The following is a 16,082-nucleotide window of genomic DNA, read 5'->3' as shown; positions in this document are numbered from 1 at the left end:
TGTGGCGAGCAATCGCACACTCGTGCAGCTCGAGGGCGTGAACGGAGATTGGTTCACGCTCTCGGGCCCGGGAATGGGCGCTGAGGGAGTGATCCTTGGCACCGACGTCGAGGGCATCTTCGACGCGCCGGTGAAAACGATCTGGACCGAGCACGCGCACCAGATCGGCGCCAGCTACGCCGGCATGCGGCATCTGCGCCGCGACATCGTCTTCGGCGTCTGGATCGGAAAAGAAGCCGCAGATTCCTGGCAGGCCAACGACTCTCGTTGGCGCAAGGCATGGGCCTACGACCGCGACTGCAAGTTATGGGTCGAGACCGAGGAATCGGGCCGCCGATACCTCAAGGTCCGCCTGGGCGAGCAGCCGCAATTCAAGCCGGAGAAGGACCCCAACATCCTCCAGTCCGGCCGGGTGCTGATGACGGCGATCGCGGGTGACCCGTGGTGGTACGAGGAGGCCGACCAGACCGACACCTGGATTCTCGAATCCGGCACGGCGGGAACTGGTTTCGTCACCGTCTCCAATCCGACCGACCAGGAGATGTGGCTGCGCTGGATCCTCCAGGGCGGCGCGCGCTGGACCCTGCCCGACTACAGCCACGGCGACAACCGGTTTCGGCGCGCCGAGGTCGATGCGGCGCGACGGGTCCAGATGCCGTTGCAGAACCCCGGTCAGACGTTCCTGGTCAACACCGACCCTCACGAAGACCAGCTGCGCGACGCGAACGGATCGCAGGTCTGGTCGCTGATGAACGGGGTCACCTACAACTACCCGATCCCGGCCTACACCTCCGCGATGCAGCTGCCGGTGTCGGTGACCAACGCGACCGCCGGTGTCGGGGCGCAGGTGTTGTGCAAGCGGACTTGGTCGCGGCCGTGGGGGCTGGAATGAGCGTTCCCACACTCGATTTCGCGGCGGCCCTTGCTGAGTTCGAGCGTGACATCGCCGAGGAGAGGTTCTGGCGCCTACAACCGCCGCTGGTGCGGTTGTGGGACGGCGCGTGGAACTTGCGCGGCAAGGTCACCCAGATCATTTCCGCCGAGATCACGGAATTGAACAACGAAACCGGCATGGCGCACCTGGAATTGCCGCTGGACTATTGGATCTCGGAATGGGTCGTCGATATCGACAGCCGTCTCGACAATATCCACCTCACTGTCGACAAGGACGGTGTGCGCTGGTCAGGGCGCATGTCGATGTTCGAGGTACGCAAACAGGAGGACGGTACTGGCGTTCTCGCGATGAGTTTCAGGCACGATTACGAAGAACTGAAACATATCATTTGCTATCCAAATCCAGCGCTACCTCCCGAGATACAATTTCCGCGCCATTTTTTCCTTTTCGGCAGCGCGTCTTGGGGGCTCAAACTCTGCGCTTTTCTGAATATCGCCAGACTGGAAAGTTCGGCCTGGACTCTGCCCGACGATCCGCTCGATGCGTCGAGTTGGTTCAACCTTGATCAGAGCCGTTGGTGGATTGTCGTAGCACCGGGTTCTCTGGCGTCGGATACCTCGATGCCCGCGTTGGTGCATTCACGGATGAAGTCGCTGCACGAGGTCGGCAAGAAGATTGTCGCCGACGCTCAGCTGACGTGGACTTTCCGGCGGTGGCTCCAGGGTGATCCGCCGCCGTGGCCGGGCGCTGTGGTGCGTCACGGATGCCTGGTTATCGACCTGGTGAATAAGGGCGCGTCCGGAATGGTGACGAGCTATTTCGGCAATCTGTTCACCGGTTTGGTCAAGGCCGTTATCGGGATGGATGAGAACGGTCTCGAAGAGGGCATCGACATCGCCGATGATCCCAACATCGACCCGCCGCCCCAGTACGGCGACCCGGACTACTTGGGCACCGTACCTACCGCGCCGTGGGTGATCTACCGCGACGGTCCGGGCACAGGCATCCAAACCAGCGCGTTCAGCGTCCATCCAGCTACCGACGTCGGTGTGGTAGCCGGGGGTAAGTCCGCACCCTACGTGAACGAGCTGATCTCAGCCGCGGTGCAGACCGCCGGCGATCTGATTGCCGCCGCTATTGTCGTGCCGCCAATAGGCGGAGCGCTCGACGCTTTGCTAAAACCCCTGTACACGGACACCATTCTGGCGTTCGGTAAGTGGAAGAACATCGCTCGTGCGCAGCGGCTAGGCCCCAGCAGATACCATGAGTCGTTCAGCGAGGGAGCCGACCGGGCCTACACCCTGGGCTGGCTGCTGGCCATGCGCGCGGGCATGTGGGCAACCCGTGAGCAAATCTCTCATGAGATCGTCGTGGCCGATGGCGCGCCGTACCGGATCGGCGCGCAGGGGCACGGTCACTTCTACCTCGGCGACCGGATCGGCAGCACGGTTCGCGGGATGAAGCCGGGCCGGATCTTCATCGACCAGGTCTCGGAAGTCTCGCTTTCCTGGGACCGTGAGCGCGCTCCAGGGTGGAAGATCACCATCGGCAAGCGAGAACATAAGGACCCCGTCGTAAAGGCGTGGGAAGCTCTACAGGATGTGCTCGGTCTCATTCAGGACCTGGGCGTTCTCTAAAGGACAACTGAATAATGGCACTAAAAACTCTCCAGACGTCGAATCTCGATAATCCGGCAGAGCATTTCTCCTGGGCGCTACGCAATGTTCCCGGCGTCGGAACCGGCCCCTCGGGCACCTCCCTACCCGCTGCGTGGGCTGACGCGATCTCGACTCACCTGACCGAAATCGGATTCGTGTGGGCCCCGCATCTGGCAGCGAAAGCTAACGCCGACGGGTACATCCATGTCAGCGATCTGCCGCAGCAGACCAAGAAGTTCATGCGGCCCCAGCGCGGCGACCAGTCCCATTTCAACCCGGGGTGCCAGTGGGTGCCGATGGACACTCCCGAACCGGCAGTGATCAGCCTTCCCGACCCCGACTATCTCACCCCACAAGAGCGGGACGCGATGGTCGCGATGTGGCGCGCCAAGGGATATATCGCCGATCCTGAGCCGCCGCCGAATTACGCGCAGGTCGTCTGAATTCAGATGATCTTCCACCGGCCCCCGCGGCGTCAGATAATGAGGACGCCCCGGGATTGTTCGGCCATAGCCCAGCCCCCGGGAGGAATTTCGTTCGCCCCCGGGATCAACGCGTCATCGCGGCCGGTGTGGGCGGTTTGTGACGCCGTGACCATCCCCGTGCTGTGGGCCATGTCCGGCAGGGATGGAGAAACCCATGGCGTGGAGCGGTGACCCGATCTGGCTGGCCGACGTGCTGCGTGAGGCCGGACTGAACGTGATCGAACACGAGGGCTGGCGCGAGCGCGGCCACGGCGACTTCGCCGACATCCGCGGCGTGCTCTGCCATCACACCGCCGGCGGCGGCACCAACGATTGGCGCATCGTCCAGTACGGCCGCAGCGATCTGCCCGGCCCACTGGCGCAGCTAGTCCTCGAACGCGACGGGACCTACCGGGTCATCGCCGCCGGGGTGTGCTGGCACGCCGGGCGCGGGTCGTGGCCGGGCTGGCCGACCAACAACGCCAACTACCACGTCATCGGCATCGAGGCTGTCTCGCGCGGCTACGGCGACGACTGGACCGACGTGCAGCTCGACGCCTACAAGCGCGGCGTCGCCGCGATCTTGGCCCGCATCGGGCGCAGCGCGGACCAGGGCTGTGTGGCCCACCGCGAGTACAGCTCCGAAGGCAAGGTCGACCCCGCGGGGATCGACATGGATGCCTTCCGAGCCGATGTGCAGCACTTCATCGACAACGGAGAGGACGACGCTGAATTGAGCGCCGCAGAAGTCAACCAGATCACCTCGTTCATCGCCGCGTTCTGCGGCCCGATCGGTTCCGACGTCAAAGACATCCGCCAGGAGCTGACCGGCGGTCGCGACGCGGGCGAAAACCCAGGCCTGGCATCGGTGTATGACCTGCGCTCCGGCAAGCCCGAAGACCAGATCTTCCATGCGTCGCTGGCCCGCTACGTCCTCGAAATCGACGCCAAGCTCGAAACGCTACTCAAGGCGCTCGGCGAGGTCGACACCCAGCGCACCGGCCGTCGGTGCGCGGATTGCCCACTCCCCCAGGAGGAAACCCATGCTGCCTGATGTCTTCACCACCGCCGGTCTTCTCGACGCCGGTAAGCGCTCGCTCAAGACCTTCGCCCTGCACCTCGCGGGCTCGCTCGCGGTCTTCACCGGCCTGCTCGATGTCGACTGGCGCGCCAGCCTGTCGGCGGCCGGTCTGATCGCGCTGGTCGAGCTGCTGTCCACCGTCGGCGGCATCACGAAGGCCACCAAGGAGTAGCCATGCCGGACAACCACCCGTGGGTGGTGTGGGCGACGGTGATCGCTGCGGTGATCACCGTCGCCGCGGCGACCGTGCCTCGCGTCCGTGAGCTGATCTCACCGATCTTCGGGTTCGTCAGCACCCGCGAGGTCCGCAAGATCGAGCGGCAAGCACGCATCGAAGCCGCCGCCGCCACCCTGCACGACGAACGTAACCGCCTGCTGTCGATCCAACTCTCCGGCGTATCAGCGCAACTGGATGCTGTACTTCGCCAGTCGCGCGAAGACGCCGACCGCTACCAAGACCAGCTCGACGAGCTGCTGCGTCAGCGCCGCGAGGACTCCGAGCGCCACCAAGCCCAGCTCGACGATCTCCGCGATCGACTGTCGAGCACCTCTGACGAGTTGGCCGCCACCACCGCGCAGCTGTCGGCCGCGATGGTCGAAATCGCCGCTCTGCGTGCCGAATTGGCCGAGTACCGCAAGGCCCCGCGGTGACCTATCCCGTCGGTAACCCCCCTGATGGCGCGTACCGGTTCGGCTCGAGATACGGCTACGACCTCAACGAGGACTCCGCGCTCACCGCCATGACCGGCGGCATCCGGCTCGCCTACGGCGCAGCGCGGCAGAAGTTCGTCGACCAGGTCGAGTCGCCACTGGACTCCAAGCCCGGCCTGACACAGATCCCGATCGGTTCGCCGATGTGGCAGTCGATCATCGCCTCGGAGGAGAGCACGTTTCCGCGCTCGCAGCTGACCTACGGGGCGGCGGGCACGACATCGAGCGGCGGCAACGGCGACAATTCACATTCGCACCGAATGGGAGTGACGCCACAATACAAGCCTGCCGGAAATGGTGGAAGAAGCATCGAAATCGGGTATATCACCTGCACTCGCGACCGCACTTACACCGAGGCCGGATTCATTACCGGGGACGCGGTGACGTTCCTGGGAATCGAGAAGTTCCACCTGGGCGTTTACTCCGTTGATGTGGCCAATGGAGATCTCCATCTATTGAACCCGATCTCGGCAGCGATGGATTTCAAGGGCTCCATGGGTGCGACGAACACAGAATACCGATTCAATCTGGGTACGGTCATCACAGCAAAACAGGGCGATATCTTCGCTGTTGCAACCTTGCAGGTCACAGGCGCTTTCCAGACGACCTCATCATTGATGGCGACCACCCTGACGGATTTGAATCCACCCGGAGTCATCTTCCCCCGAAAAAATTATGGGTGGTGCGGGCCAACCGATGTCATGCACGCTGCCATTCATGACCAACACATCTCCTACGCCAACTCCGACAAACTGCCGTTCTATGTTCTGAGGTGACATGCCCGACCAGCTGAAACACATCAAGGAATTCCTTGTTGCGCGCGCCTACGACGGATTCGGCGCGCGCAAATACATCGGGCATACACACCTCGATAGTGCACGCACATACATTCACGAATGGGCTGTTCCTCAGCTGTATATCGCGGTCAAGGCTGATGACCCGCATTACGACCCCGTCGGCCCGGCAACCTCGGCGCGCTCCGCGACCGCCGTGATCGCCTACATGCGAGAGATGCAGCGCGATATGCAGGCACTCCAACGCATCGACCCCTACGGCGACCTCTACCTGATGATGTGCAAATCCGGCCAGGAAGGTGCCTACATGGACGAGCTGGCCGAAGCTCTGGACCTGGACGACCCGGATTGGCGATCCAAGTGAGCTTTGACATCGGCCAGGCCCCACCCAAGGGCATCATGCACATCCGCAACCACTCCGGACTGGAGTGGCAGTTCCGCTGGGGCGACGGCACCGTTCCGTTCCCCGCAGGCAGCCAGCTCTACCTCCTCGTCGGTCCCGAGAACGCGCCCGACCGCTGGGACTTCGAGATCCTCGGCGCGCGGGCCACTTTGATCGTCACCGTCGCCGAGCTGACCAGCATCGCCGACCGGGCACCGTTCTATCTGATGTGGAAGCAGGCCGCCGCCGCGGAGCCGGTCGCGCTCGGCATGGGCCGCGTGCGCCGCTGGAAGGCAAGCTGATGAGCGACTTCATCATCGGACTACCACCCACCGCGAACCCGGACATCGGCGGCAACGTCGCCACCCCCATCGGGGTACTCGTGCCGGTCGCCGGCCGTGACGGCTCCGGGCTCCAGCTGGCTGGCGTCTTGTCGACCTACGCCGAGCTGCCCACCAATCTGGACCCCGCCGACTCCGGCGTCGGCTACCTGGTGCTCGCCGACAACCGCGCGTACCTGTGGAACGGCTACCAATGGCCAGCCGAGGGCGCGGGTGCACCACTCAAGGGTGATAAGGGCGATCCTGGCCGCGGCGTGGTGTCGATCTCGACGACCGCCGACGGCCTGCGATTCACAATGACCGAGGCCCCGACGCCGGTTGACGTTTCCGTTCCTGCGCTGGCTGCCGCGACGGCCGCCGCGTCGCAGGCCACGACCGCGGCCAACGATGCGGTCGCAGCCGCCGATATCGCCACTGCGGCAGCAGGTTCGGCAACCACGTCTGCCGCGTCGGCAACCGACGCCACCGAGGACGCCACCGCCGCGCGCGACATCGCACAAGCCGCCGCGTCGACAGCGACCAGCAAGGCGGCCTCGGCAACGAACTCGGCCACCGCTGCGGCGAGCGACGCGACGAGCGCGGGCACCCACCGCACGCAGGCGGCAGCCTCGGCATCAGCCGCAGCGGCCTCGGCTGCCGACGCCAGCGCCGCGCGTGATGCCACCACCACCGCCCGCGACACCGCCGTTTCGGCAGCCAGCGACGCCAACACCGCCAAGATCGCCGCCGCGGCCTCGGCCGACGACGCTCAGCATTGGGCCGAATCCGCTGCCGAGACCGTCGGAAGTGGCATCCCCAATGCCGATGTCGGCATCAAGGGCGGCATCATGCTGCCCGGCGGCACCCCCGGCGAGCTGGGCGGCACCTTCGAGCACCCCGTAGTCGCGGGATGGTCGAGTAAGGCCGACGTCTCAGCGGTGAATGCCAAATACACCAGGCCTACCGACGGAATCCCGCGCACCGACCTGGAATCGGCGGTGCAGGCATCCCTGGGCAAGGCCGACCTGTCCTACACCAGGCCTGGCGTCGGGATCCCGAAGGCCGATCTGGAATCGGCGGTACAGACCTCCCTCGGCAAGGCCGACAGTGCTGTGCAGGTCGACGGATCCGGCAAGCTTCCCGCCGCGATCATCCCTGCGGTCGCGTTGGCCGAGTTTCTCGGCGCAGTCGGTTCTCAGTCCGCGATGCTCGCGCTGACCGGCCAGCGCGGTGACTGGTGCACACGCACCGACACCGGCACCGATTGGCAAGTCATCGCCGAACCGTCGACGGCGCTGGCGAATTGGCGTGAGCGTACCTACCCGGCCTCCCCGGTATCGACTGTGAATGGGCGCACGGGTGCGGTCACCACCGCAGCGGTCGACATCACCGACTCCACCACCATCGGGCGATCGGTCCTGACGGCAGCTTCTGCCTCGGCTGCGCGCTCCTCGCTGGGAGCGGGCACATCGAGCCTGGCCCTTGGCACCGCTGCGGGAACCGCCGCCGCCGGTGATGATGCACGGCTGTCCGATCCGCGCACCCCGCTCGACGGGTCGGTCACCAACGCCAAGATCGCGGCAGGCGCTGCGATCGCGTTGTCGAAGCTGGCCACCGGCTACGTCTCTGGCGCCGACAACTCCGGACCGCGCACGTTCACCATCTGGGTGGGCACCGAGGCTCAGTTCATGGCGATCGCTACCAAGGACACCAACACGATCTATCTCAGGTCGGCGTAGATGGCCGGATCTGCTGGCACCACACCAATCGTCAAAGCCTCGATCGGCACCACGCCGCTTCTTCGGATCAGCCTCGGCACCACGCTGCTCTGGGACGGACAGCCGTTCACCCCAGCCAGCGCCAAGCTCACCACCGCCCATCAGACCACCACGTCGTGGGCGCAGGTGCTGGGCTTCACTGCCGATGCCGCCTATCCCGGCTCGGCAGTCTCCTCTAACAGTCTGGTGATCCCGAACGCCGGAGAGAACGTCACGCTGTCGGCGTCGATACCGTTCAGCTCGGGCACCAGCTACGCGTTCAATCTGACGCTCCAGCTCTACCTCAACGGAGTCTCGGTCCAGACCGGCGTCCAGGCCAGCGCCCCGGCGTTCGGCAGCGGCACGGCCACCGTCAGCATCTCCGGGATGAGTGTGCCGGCCGGAAGCGTGCTGATGCTCCATGCCCGCGGCGGTTCCCAGTTCAGCAGCGGGCCCAACATCGCGGCCAACGCGAACGCCTACCTGCGCGCGCACATCCCCTGACGCGAGCCGAGGCGGCTGAATGCGCCTCTACCTGTGCGTTTACACCTTCCGTTCCGAGGTTTTACGCGGTTTATAGGCTTCGGTCATGGTTGTGTTCGCCCCACTGAGCGTCGAGCTGATCGCGGAAACCGACTTCGTCGTCCCCGCCAGCGTCGACTACACCCTCAACGCCGATGCCGCAGACAACGGCGAGGAACTGGCCGTGTTCGCCGGGCGCGTGTGCTACCAGAGCTTCGGACGCCCCAACACCCGAACTGCCACCGCCGCAGGCTATCTGGCCAACATCCTCGACCACCGACACCTGTCGGTCCTCGAACACGCGACGGCCACCTTCTACATCCAAGGCGTGACCCGCGCGCTCACCCACGAACTGGTACGCCACCGCCACCTTTCGCCCTCCCAGGTGTCGCAGCGCTTCGTCGACGACCGCAACCTCGCCTTCGTCGTCCCACCGCTCTATGACGCTGACCAGGAGGCGCTCGCGGACCTGAACCGGCACGCAGAGGATGCGATCAGCCGGTACCGCAACCACGTACAGCGCTACCTCGATCGTGGCGTCGACCGCAAGCAGGCCCGAGAGGCCGCCCGAGCGTTCTTGCCGGAATTCACCGAAACCAGAATCACGATCTCCGGCAACTATCGCTCCTGGATCGAATACCTGCTCAAGCGAGACTCCCCCCACGCCGATGCTGAACATCGACGTCTCGCCGCCGAGATCGGTCACCAGCTGGCAGCCAAGGCTCCCAACGTTTTCGGGCCCGCTGCGCGCGCCAACTGGGTGCCTGCGCTCTCGGCCTCCGAACAGGTCACCAAGGTCCGTGAGTCGCTAGCTGGCTATCTGAGCACCTTCTCCTCGATCACGATGTCCAGCGAATCCGGCACAGGCGGGGCATGGATCGAATCGCCACGCGGTGCTGAGGTCTTAGACCTGCATGAATTGGCGCATCTCATCGTCGCCGACCTGCGAGCCGCGTGATGCTGCCCTCTCAGCGTTATCCCCAACGGTGGGACGTCGACGTCGACATCAGCATCGGCCAGTTCGAGGCCGCCCGGACCAAGGGATCTGCGATCGGCCGCGATGCCTGCGCGACCGTGCCCGACGAAGTGCTCGTCGAGGAGCTGGCCCACATGACCGGATTCGGCATGCCCACCGATCGGATCTCCTCACGCCTGGGCATGTCGGTTGACGCGCTGGAGCGTCGCCTCCTGCGCGATCACTCCCTGGCTCCCGGTGCGTGATGGGCCTTCTGCTCTGGCTTGTCGTGCTCTCCGTGGCCTTGATCTACCTCAATTCCCAACCTCCCCATCCCCCGTTTTGAGAAAGCAGTCATGCCTTTCCTTTTCGTCACCAGCGTGATCCTCGCGCTGATCGCGTTCGCCGCCCTGGTCTTCTACAAGCTGGCCGGCCACCGCGACCGCCCCACCGCAGCGGTCGTGTTCGTCGCCACGGGCCTGCTGGCAGTTCTCGGTCTCGGCGCGGCCTCGACCACGATCGTCGGCACCCGCAACATCGGCGTGGTCACCTCCTTCGGCAAACCGGTCTCAACGCTGAGCAACGGCCTGCACTTCATCGCCCCATGGCAGCGAGTTCCCGAGCTGTCGGGAACTATCCACACCGATTCACAGGTTGGCGGCTGGCGCGAAGGACGCTGCGACGGCGGCACCTCGGTCCGCCTGGCAAACGGCTCGACCGCCTGTGTGGACAACACCATCAGGTGGCGACTGGTTCCGACCGCCGCCGACGAACTGTTCAGGGACTACCAGAGCGACGAGCGGATCCGCGAATCGCTGGTCACCCGCGAACTCAACGCGGCACTCAGCGAAGTCTTCGCCGGATACAACCCCCTCGACGCCAACGCCCCCAAACTGCCTGATCTCTCGGCCGCGGTAACCAGCAAGATCCAGGCCAAGATCAAGGCCCAGGTCGACGTTCAGAACGTCATCATCGCCCTGCTTCATTTCGACAACCAGACCCAGGACCGCATCAACGCAGTTCAAGCCCAGCTGGCGAGCACCCGCATCGCCGAGGAGTCCCAGCGCACCGCCGCCGCCCAGGCGCAGGCCAACCGCGTGATGGCCGACTCGGTGAGCCGTGACCCGAATGTGCTCGTCGCCCGCTGCCTGGAGCTAGTCGCCTCCGGTCACCAGCTGCCCATCGGCTTCCAGTGCTGGCCCGGAACCAACATGCCCGTGACCATCCCCGCGCGATGAACCCGCACCACCCGTCGATCCCGCTGAGCAAGGCCGCCGATATCCCTGATGTCGTGCTGCTGACCATCATCCAGCTCATCAACGGGCGCAACGGCAGCTGGGCCACGCTCGGCGAGGTCGTCTCCGATCTCACCCATTACGGCTTCGACGCTGTCGCCCGACCGGATGAGCAGCGCCCCTACCCGGTGCCGCACAAGCTCGCGTTGGCCAAGCTGCGCCGACTCCACACCAAGGGGTGGATCGACGGGTGCACCTGCGGCTGCTACGGAGGTTTCTACCTCACCAAATACGGTGTCGCACGCATGCACCCGCAGCCTGCAGTCACACGCACACCGCAGCGGCGCAACAGCAAGCCACCAGCCGGGTACCTGCTCGGCTTCCATGACGCACTCGGCCGCCAGTTCATGGAGCAGCTCCCCGCCCCCTTCCTGACGCGCACCGAAATCGGACTCGAAGCCCAGATCGCCCGCGAAACCATGCCCGAAATCAACTGGGACGGCTACGCCCTCTACCCCGTCAAGGACCTGTGATGGCTGAACAAACCCTGCCCGACATCGTCGTCATCGACCACACCGCGCGCACCTTGCACGTCGACGGTGAGGAATTCCCCTGGCACATCACCGATTCGGGGCCCAACTTCGAGATCGACGACGCATCCGGCATCGCACTGATCACCGTGACCTTCATGGCCGACAGCGTCACCGAAGTCGGAACACCTGCGCCCACCGAGTCCTAGCGGTGGCGCAGTCATGGGTGCACGCCCAAGCCAGCGCCCGCCACTTCGGCGGCGCACCGGAGGACTACATCGCCATCCACGAATGGATCGACGCCTTCAAATCCATCGTTGGCGACGTCACCCACCGCCAGTACCGGCACAACAGCCACGGGCCCTGGATGGCGCAAGAAGTGTTCGGCCGCACGATCACCAACTCCGCGAACAAGCCCATCCTCGTCCGCGACATCGCCGAGAACCACATCCTCGAAGACCTCGGCTGGCTCCCCTCACCGGCCGATTGGTCAGCGTGCCTGACCTGCAAAACCTGGATGGGCGGCAAACGCAACAAGTTCATCGGCCGTGAGGAGCTGCTCGCTTCCTCTCTGCCACATCCCAATCGAGCACACGGAACGGAATCATGACCGCTACACCAACCGAGCTGGCCGGCCGCCCGATCACCGGCGACGTCACCCACTACGCCGATGCTCCCGTCGAGCAGCATCCGATCGCCGCACTGATCGAACTGCTCGACTCGCTGCTTGCCCTGCCCGGCACCGAGGCTGTGAGATGGGAGCAGTTCACGCCCTACTTCAACGACGGTGATGCCTGCACATTCTCTGTCGCCGAACCGTCGCTTCGCGTGAGTCCGCCTACATCTGACGACGCGGACCCCAAGACCAGCACCGCGCCCGACAACTCTGACGAGGACGAGGACGAGGGAGACTTCATCGACCTGTGGTCCCTGCAGTACTACAACGACCCCAACCGCCACGACGAGGAAGGTTGGACTCCCCGCTACCCCGAGGCCACCGCTGAAATCGTCGACGCGCTCGAGAAATTCAGCAACGCCCTCCAGTCGGGCGCCTACGACACCGACCTTCACACCCACTTCGGCGACCCGGCCCAGGTGACCGCCACCGTCGAGGGCTTCAACGTCGAGCACTACGACCACGACTGAACATGACGACTGAGATCCCCTCGCGGACCGTGGGTGGCTTCACGGTCCGCGGGGACGATTGCCCCCGTTGGACTCTCGGCCCGCTCGTTCAGCTGCCGATCGAGGAACTGTTCATCTTCCTGCGCGCCGTCCTGGAATGCGAGCAGATCGAATCCGTGCATTGGCGCGCCTTCACGCTGGAAACCCCCGAGCCCGACGGCAGCTACCGCTATCACATCGAGGACCCCGACTTCCGACTTGTCGGCTACGACGATCCCCTCACCTTCGGTGAGCTGCAACAGATGTGGGGCGACGAACCCAACAACACCACCTGGCAGCTGGTGAAGCTGTTCGCCAACGAACTCGTCGACGGCGAATACGCCGTGGCCATGCTCTCGGACCTCGGCGTCAACGTCGAAGTCAGCGCCACACCCGACGCACTGCTCGTCGAGCCAACCGAACCCGACTACTGAAAAGGACTGCACCACAATGTTTCCCGTTGCACTGGCCGGAGCCAAAGCCCCCACCCTGATGTGGGCCCACGAGCACGAGATCGAGCCCCAGGCCGCCGCCCAGCTGCGCAACATCGCCGCGCTTCCCTGGGTCCACGGTGTGCGGGTCATGCCCGATGTCCACCTGGGCAAAGGTGCCACCGTCGGCTCGGTCATCGCCATGCCCGACGCAGTCTCCCCTGCCGCTGTTGGCGTCGACATCGGCTGCGGCATGGAAGCAGTTCGCACCGACCTGACCGCTGCCGACCTGCCCGACGACCTGCGCTCGCTGCGCAGCCGGATCGAGGCCGCGGTGCCGGTCGGATTCCATAGCCACGAAGATGCCGTCGATGTGAAGCGCCTGCCTCTCGGTGCCCGGCGTCTCGCCTCGCCGGTCCTCTGGCAGCGTTTCTGGTCCAAGTTCTCCGACCTGCATCCCGGTGTGCAGCAGCTCGAATCCCGAGCACGCAAGCAGATCGGTTCCCTCGGCTCGGGGAATCACTTCATCGAAGTTTGCCTCGACCAGGACGATGCCGTGTGGGTGCTGCTGCACTCCGGGTCACGCAACATCGGCAAGGAGCTGGCCGAACGGCACACCAAGATTGCCCGGGACCTGCCGCACAACCAGGACCTGCCCGACCGCGACCTGGCTGTATTCCTCGCTGGCACACCGGAGATGGTGGCCTACCGCCACGATCTGACATGGGCCCAGGAGTACGCCGCCCGTAACCGCGCGGTCATGCTCGCCCTGGTCTGCGAGTCCATCCGCGCCGAATTCGGTGACCGCCCTGTCGGTTTCGATGCTCCGGTGTCCTGTCATCACAATTACGTCTCCGAAGAGGAGATCGACGGTGTGCCGATGCTGGTGACCCGCAAGGGCGCCGTGCGCGCAGGTGCTGGAGACCTGGCGTTGATCCCCGGGTCTATGGGCACCCGCTCCTACGTCGTGCGCGGCAAGGGCAATCCTGCCTCGTTCCAGTCCGCCTCCCACGGTGCCGGCCGCCGAATGTCCCGCTCGGCCGCCAAGCGCCAGTTCACCGTGGAAGACCTGATCGCCCAGACCGAAGGTGTCGAGTCCCGCAAGGACGCTGGCGTCGTCGACGAGATCCCCGCTGCCTACAAGGACATCGACCAGGTCATTGCCGCCCAGACCGACCTGATCGAGGTGCAGCACACGCTGCGCCAGGTCCTGTGCGTGAAGGGCTGACCGCGGTGAAACTTCTTCTGGAAGGTGTCGTCGGGTCGCAGGCCTTCGGGCTTGCCGGGCCTGACTCAGATACCGACTATGCCGGAATCTACGTCGCGCCGACCGTCCTGTTCCACGGCCTGTATCCACCTACTCGCGCCGAGCTGACGGTGAAAGGCCGCAACGGGGACGATGCGACCTACCACGAGGTCGGCAAAGCAATGGGCCTGCTGTTGTCCTGCAATCCGTCCGCGATGGATCTGTTGTGGCTCGACAACCACCTCGTACGGACCCCGTTCGGTGACGAGTTGATCGGACTACGGACGAATTTTCTTGGGGCCGAACGGATCCGGAATGCCTACCTCGGATACGCGACCAGCCAATGGGGCAAGCTCGTTCGCCGCGGCCAGGCACCCGAGAGCACATCCGACCGCCGCCGCGAGAAGCATGCCCGCCACATCGCCAGACTGCTCGAGCAGGGCTACGAGCTGTACCGGGACGGTCGCCTCACCGTCCAGGTCCGCGACTCGGACAGGCTGATGGAGTTCGGCACATCGGTGCGCAACGACCCCGAGGCGATGTCGCTCAAATACCTACTGGGCATGTTCGTTGACCTGTTCGACACCACCACCCCGGCCGTGCCGACCGAGGCCGACCCAGCACCGATCGTGGATCTACTACACCGGATTCGCCGCGCCAACCTCGACGGAGTCGCCGCGTGAAGACCTTCTACACCTCCGACCTTCACATCGGGCACGCCTGGGCCGCCGAGACCCGCGGCTACCCCAGCACCGAAAGCCAGGACGCTGACCTGGCTCGTCGCTGGGATCGCGCTGTCGGACCGAAAGATCAGGTGTGGGTCCTCGGTGATATCAGCATCGGCGGAAAGAAGAATGAACTGGCCGCGCTGAACTGGCTTTCGGCGCGTAACGGGACCAAGCACCTGATCACCGGCAACCACGACGGCTGCCACCCGATGCGAAGCAGGGCAGCTAAGTGGCAGGCCGAATACCTTCTACATGCCTTCGACTCGGTACAGCAGACCGCGGTCCACAAGATCGCAGGCAGCCGGGTTTGGCTGTCCCACTTCCCATTCCGGCACGACCCGGAGGGCGACCACACCGAGGAGAACCGGTTCGAAGAATGGCGAGTGCCCGACATCGGCCAATGGCTGCTACACGGCCACACCCACTCGGACGCCCGAGTCCGAGGCCGACAGTTACATGTTGGGGTCGACGCCCACCACTTCACACCGGTGCCGCAGACATGGGTGGCGCAGATGGTTTCGGCAGCATATGACGCGCCGTGACGCGACACTCCGAGGTCGGAACACTTCTACGGTGAAGTCGCGACGAGACAATCCCTGAACGGCTAGGGTCGCCGTGTGTCCACCTCAGACATTGCCGCTGTGGTTGGAGTACTCGTCGCGGTAATTGGGGTCACCGTCGCGGTTGCCGCTCTTCTGTATTCCCGCCGTCAGGCCTTTGCTGCTGAGCAGGCGCTGAACACGAGGCGAATCGACAATCCGGTTTGGAAGATCTACCGGACAAGGTCCGCAGAAGGCCAGACCTCATACACCCTGGTCAACATCGCTCGGGGCATCAGGCATAACGTCAAGGTCCGCGGAGAACGGACCAATCAGCTGCTCGGCACTTTGAAAGCTGAACAGCAACACCAAGTGTCGGTCGACAATGGGACCGACCCCGCGTACGTGTGGATGCAGTGGCGTGAAATGAATGTGGATGTCGGTACTACACGCTGGTATCCCGTCCACGTGACGTGGGATGAACCGCTGCCGCCAGCACCCGGACCACCGCCGATCAACCATTATCGGGTGAGTGAATGGCGAAGTGGCCAGGAAGCGGAGCGGGAATGGTGGGAACAGCGGTAGCGCTGTAGTCTCGCTATGCACTCGCACTGGGCGAGGATGTGCTGCGCCTCCGGCCGTATACCCAAGCGCATGCTGGTTCGGCCCA

General features: G+C 64.6%; 23 protein-coding genes. All 23 read left to right on the top strand.

Features of this window, described 5'->3' with window-relative positions; all coding sequences use genetic code 11:
• The first annotated feature begins 1 nt into the window (after position 1).
• The 23 genes from ACWZHB_RS00930 (at position 2) to ACWZHB_RS00820 (ending at position 15,997) form a co-directional block, all read left to right on the top strand.
• Positions 2–892 carry a phage tail protein gene (locus tag ACWZHB_RS00930; protein WP_427906040.1) on the top strand — a complete coding sequence of 297 codons (891 nt, stop codon included), beginning with the start codon at positions 2–4 and terminating at the stop codon, positions 890–892.
• A complete protein-coding gene (locus ACWZHB_RS00925) occupies positions 889–2,532 on the top strand; it encodes a Gp37-like protein (RefSeq protein ID WP_427906039.1) in 1,644 nt (547 codons plus the stop codon). The genes ACWZHB_RS00930 and ACWZHB_RS00925 overlap by 4 nt, the downstream gene beginning before the upstream one ends.
• 14 nt (positions 2,533–2,546) lie before the next feature.
• Entirely contained in the window at positions 2,547–2,996 is a 450-nt protein-coding gene (locus ACWZHB_RS00920; RefSeq protein ID WP_427906038.1) for a phage gene 29 protein family protein, read from the top strand.
• A 196-nt stretch (positions 2,997–3,192) separates the two neighbouring features.
• Positions 3,193–4,071: a peptidoglycan recognition protein family protein gene (locus ACWZHB_RS00915; RefSeq protein ID WP_427906037.1), complete on the top strand. Its 879-nt coding sequence runs from the start codon at positions 3,193–3,195 to the stop codon at positions 4,069–4,071.
• Positions 4,061–4,270, top strand: a complete 210-nt coding sequence (locus tag ACWZHB_RS00910; RefSeq protein WP_427906036.1) for a holin — start codon at positions 4,061–4,063, stop codon at positions 4,268–4,270. Before ACWZHB_RS00915 ends, ACWZHB_RS00910 begins: the two co-directional genes overlap by 11 nt.
• 2 nt (positions 4,271–4,272) lie before the next feature.
• Complete coding sequence (locus ACWZHB_RS00905) at positions 4,273–4,749, top strand: hypothetical protein (protein ID WP_427906035.1); 477 nt, start codon at positions 4,273–4,275, stop codon at positions 4,747–4,749.
• Positions 4,746–5,585 (top strand): hypothetical protein, encoded by an 840-nt coding sequence (locus ACWZHB_RS00900; protein WP_427906034.1) that lies wholly within the window; start codon positions 4,746–4,748, stop codon positions 5,583–5,585. Before ACWZHB_RS00905 ends, ACWZHB_RS00900 begins: the two co-directional genes overlap by 4 nt.
• Position 5,586: 1 nt before the next feature.
• Entirely contained in the window at positions 5,587–5,967 is a 381-nt protein-coding gene (locus ACWZHB_RS00895) for a hypothetical protein (RefSeq protein WP_427906033.1), read from the top strand.
• The gene (locus tag ACWZHB_RS00890) at positions 5,964–6,287 is read left to right on the top strand and encodes an LtfC-like domain-containing protein (RefSeq protein ID WP_427906032.1); all 324 of its coding nucleotides are present in this window, start codon (positions 5,964–5,966) and stop codon (positions 6,285–6,287) included. Before ACWZHB_RS00895 ends, ACWZHB_RS00890 begins: the two co-directional genes overlap by 4 nt.
• Positions 6,287–8,044 (top strand): phage upper tail fiber protein, encoded by a 1,758-nt coding sequence (locus tag ACWZHB_RS00885; RefSeq protein WP_427906031.1) that lies wholly within the window; start codon positions 6,287–6,289, stop codon positions 8,042–8,044. Before ACWZHB_RS00890 ends, ACWZHB_RS00885 begins: the two co-directional genes overlap by 1 nt.
• The gene (locus tag ACWZHB_RS00880; protein WP_427906030.1) at positions 8,045–8,566 is read left to right on the top strand and encodes a hypothetical protein; all 522 of its coding nucleotides are present in this window, start codon (positions 8,045–8,047) and stop codon (positions 8,564–8,566) included.
• Positions 8,567–8,651: 85 nt separating this feature from the next.
• Positions 8,652–9,542 (top strand): FAD-dependent thymidylate synthase, encoded by an 891-nt coding sequence (gene thyX, locus ACWZHB_RS00875; protein ID WP_427906029.1) that lies wholly within the window; start codon positions 8,652–8,654, stop codon positions 9,540–9,542.
• Positions 9,542–9,805, top strand: coding sequence for a hypothetical protein (locus tag ACWZHB_RS00870; RefSeq protein WP_427906028.1), 264 nt, complete (start codon positions 9,542–9,544; stop codon positions 9,803–9,805). The genes thyX and ACWZHB_RS00870 overlap by 1 nt, the downstream gene beginning before the upstream one ends.
• A gap of 90 nt (positions 9,806–9,895) precedes the next feature.
• Positions 9,896–10,777 (top strand): SPFH domain-containing protein, encoded by an 882-nt coding sequence (locus ACWZHB_RS00865; RefSeq protein ID WP_427906027.1) that lies wholly within the window; start codon positions 9,896–9,898, stop codon positions 10,775–10,777.
• A complete protein-coding gene (locus ACWZHB_RS00860; protein ID WP_427906026.1) occupies positions 10,774–11,307 on the top strand; it encodes a hypothetical protein in 534 nt (177 codons plus the stop codon). Before ACWZHB_RS00865 ends, ACWZHB_RS00860 begins: the two co-directional genes overlap by 4 nt.
• Entirely contained in the window at positions 11,307–11,513 is a 207-nt protein-coding gene (locus ACWZHB_RS00855) for a hypothetical protein (RefSeq protein ID WP_427906025.1), read from the top strand. Before ACWZHB_RS00860 ends, ACWZHB_RS00855 begins: the two co-directional genes overlap by 1 nt.
• Before the next feature lie 2 nt (positions 11,514–11,515).
• Positions 11,516–11,914, top strand: coding sequence for a DUF6915 family protein (locus tag ACWZHB_RS00850; protein WP_427906024.1), 399 nt, complete (start codon positions 11,516–11,518; stop codon positions 11,912–11,914).
• Positions 11,911–12,450 carry a hypothetical protein gene (locus ACWZHB_RS00845; protein ID WP_427906023.1) on the top strand — a complete coding sequence of 180 codons (540 nt, stop codon included), beginning with the start codon at positions 11,911–11,913 and terminating at the stop codon, positions 12,448–12,450. The genes ACWZHB_RS00850 and ACWZHB_RS00845 overlap by 4 nt, the downstream gene beginning before the upstream one ends.
• Positions 12,451–12,452: 2 nt before the next feature.
• Positions 12,453–12,902 (top strand): hypothetical protein, encoded by a 450-nt coding sequence (locus ACWZHB_RS00840; protein WP_427906022.1) that lies wholly within the window; start codon positions 12,453–12,455, stop codon positions 12,900–12,902.
• Between the two features lie 16 nt (positions 12,903–12,918).
• Entirely contained in the window at positions 12,919–14,127 is a 1,209-nt protein-coding gene (locus tag ACWZHB_RS00835) for an RtcB family protein (RefSeq protein WP_427906021.1), read from the top strand.
• A 5-nt stretch (positions 14,128–14,132) separates the two neighbouring features.
• Complete coding sequence (locus ACWZHB_RS00830; protein WP_427906020.1) at positions 14,133–14,828, top strand: nucleotidyltransferase domain-containing protein; 696 nt, start codon at positions 14,133–14,135, stop codon at positions 14,826–14,828.
• Positions 14,825–15,415, top strand: coding sequence for a metallophosphoesterase (locus ACWZHB_RS00825; RefSeq protein ID WP_427906019.1), 591 nt, complete (start codon positions 14,825–14,827; stop codon positions 15,413–15,415). Before ACWZHB_RS00830 ends, ACWZHB_RS00825 begins: the two co-directional genes overlap by 4 nt.
• A 75-nt stretch (positions 15,416–15,490) precedes the next feature.
• Positions 15,491–15,997: a hypothetical protein gene (locus ACWZHB_RS00820; protein WP_427906018.1), complete on the top strand. Its 507-nt coding sequence runs from the start codon at positions 15,491–15,493 to the stop codon at positions 15,995–15,997.
• The last annotated feature ends 85 nt before the right edge of the window (positions 15,998–16,082 follow it).

The sequence above is a fragment of the Nocardia sp. FBN12 genome, assembly GCF_054031145.1.
Note: the sequence above shows the minus strand (reverse complement) of the source record. Positions and strands in the feature narration are given on the sequence as shown.

Excerpts from the sequence above, each read along its gene's own strand:
- ACWZHB_RS00925 (WP_427906039.1), top strand. The coding sequence starts at position 889 with ATGAGCGTTCCCACACTCGATTTCGCGGCGGCCCTTGCTGAGTTCGAG.
- ACWZHB_RS00920 (WP_427906038.1), top strand. The coding sequence starts at position 2,547 with ATGGCACTAAAAACTCTCCAGACGTCGAATCTCGATAATCCGGCAGAG.
- ACWZHB_RS00915 (WP_427906037.1), top strand. The coding sequence starts at position 3,193 with ATGGCGTGGAGCGGTGACCCGATCTGGCTGGCCGACGTGCTGCGTGAG.
- ACWZHB_RS00910 (WP_427906036.1), top strand. The coding sequence starts at position 4,061 with ATGCTGCCTGATGTCTTCACCACCGCCGGTCTTCTCGACGCCGGTAAG.
- ACWZHB_RS00905 (WP_427906035.1), top strand. The coding sequence starts at position 4,273 with ATGCCGGACAACCACCCGTGGGTGGTGTGGGCGACGGTGATCGCTGCG.
- ACWZHB_RS00895 (WP_427906033.1), top strand. The coding sequence starts at position 5,587 with ATGCCCGACCAGCTGAAACACATCAAGGAATTCCTTGTTGCGCGCGCC.
- ACWZHB_RS00885 (WP_427906031.1), top strand. The coding sequence starts at position 6,287 with ATGAGCGACTTCATCATCGGACTACCACCCACCGCGAACCCGGACATC.
- ACWZHB_RS00880 (WP_427906030.1), top strand. The coding sequence starts at position 8,045 with ATGGCCGGATCTGCTGGCACCACACCAATCGTCAAAGCCTCGATCGGC.
- thyX (WP_427906029.1), top strand. The coding sequence starts at position 8,652 with ATGGTTGTGTTCGCCCCACTGAGCGTCGAGCTGATCGCGGAAACCGAC.
- ACWZHB_RS00870 (WP_427906028.1), top strand. The coding sequence starts at position 9,542 with ATGCTGCCCTCTCAGCGTTATCCCCAACGGTGGGACGTCGACGTCGAC.
- ACWZHB_RS00865 (WP_427906027.1), top strand. The coding sequence starts at position 9,896 with ATGCCTTTCCTTTTCGTCACCAGCGTGATCCTCGCGCTGATCGCGTTC.
- ACWZHB_RS00860 (WP_427906026.1), top strand. The coding sequence starts at position 10,774 with ATGAACCCGCACCACCCGTCGATCCCGCTGAGCAAGGCCGCCGATATC.
- ACWZHB_RS00855 (WP_427906025.1), top strand. The coding sequence starts at position 11,307 with ATGGCTGAACAAACCCTGCCCGACATCGTCGTCATCGACCACACCGCG.
- ACWZHB_RS00845 (WP_427906023.1), top strand. The coding sequence starts at position 11,911 with ATGACCGCTACACCAACCGAGCTGGCCGGCCGCCCGATCACCGGCGAC.
- ACWZHB_RS00840 (WP_427906022.1), top strand. The coding sequence starts at position 12,453 with ATGACGACTGAGATCCCCTCGCGGACCGTGGGTGGCTTCACGGTCCGC.
- ACWZHB_RS00835 (WP_427906021.1), top strand. The coding sequence starts at position 12,919 with ATGTTTCCCGTTGCACTGGCCGGAGCCAAAGCCCCCACCCTGATGTGG.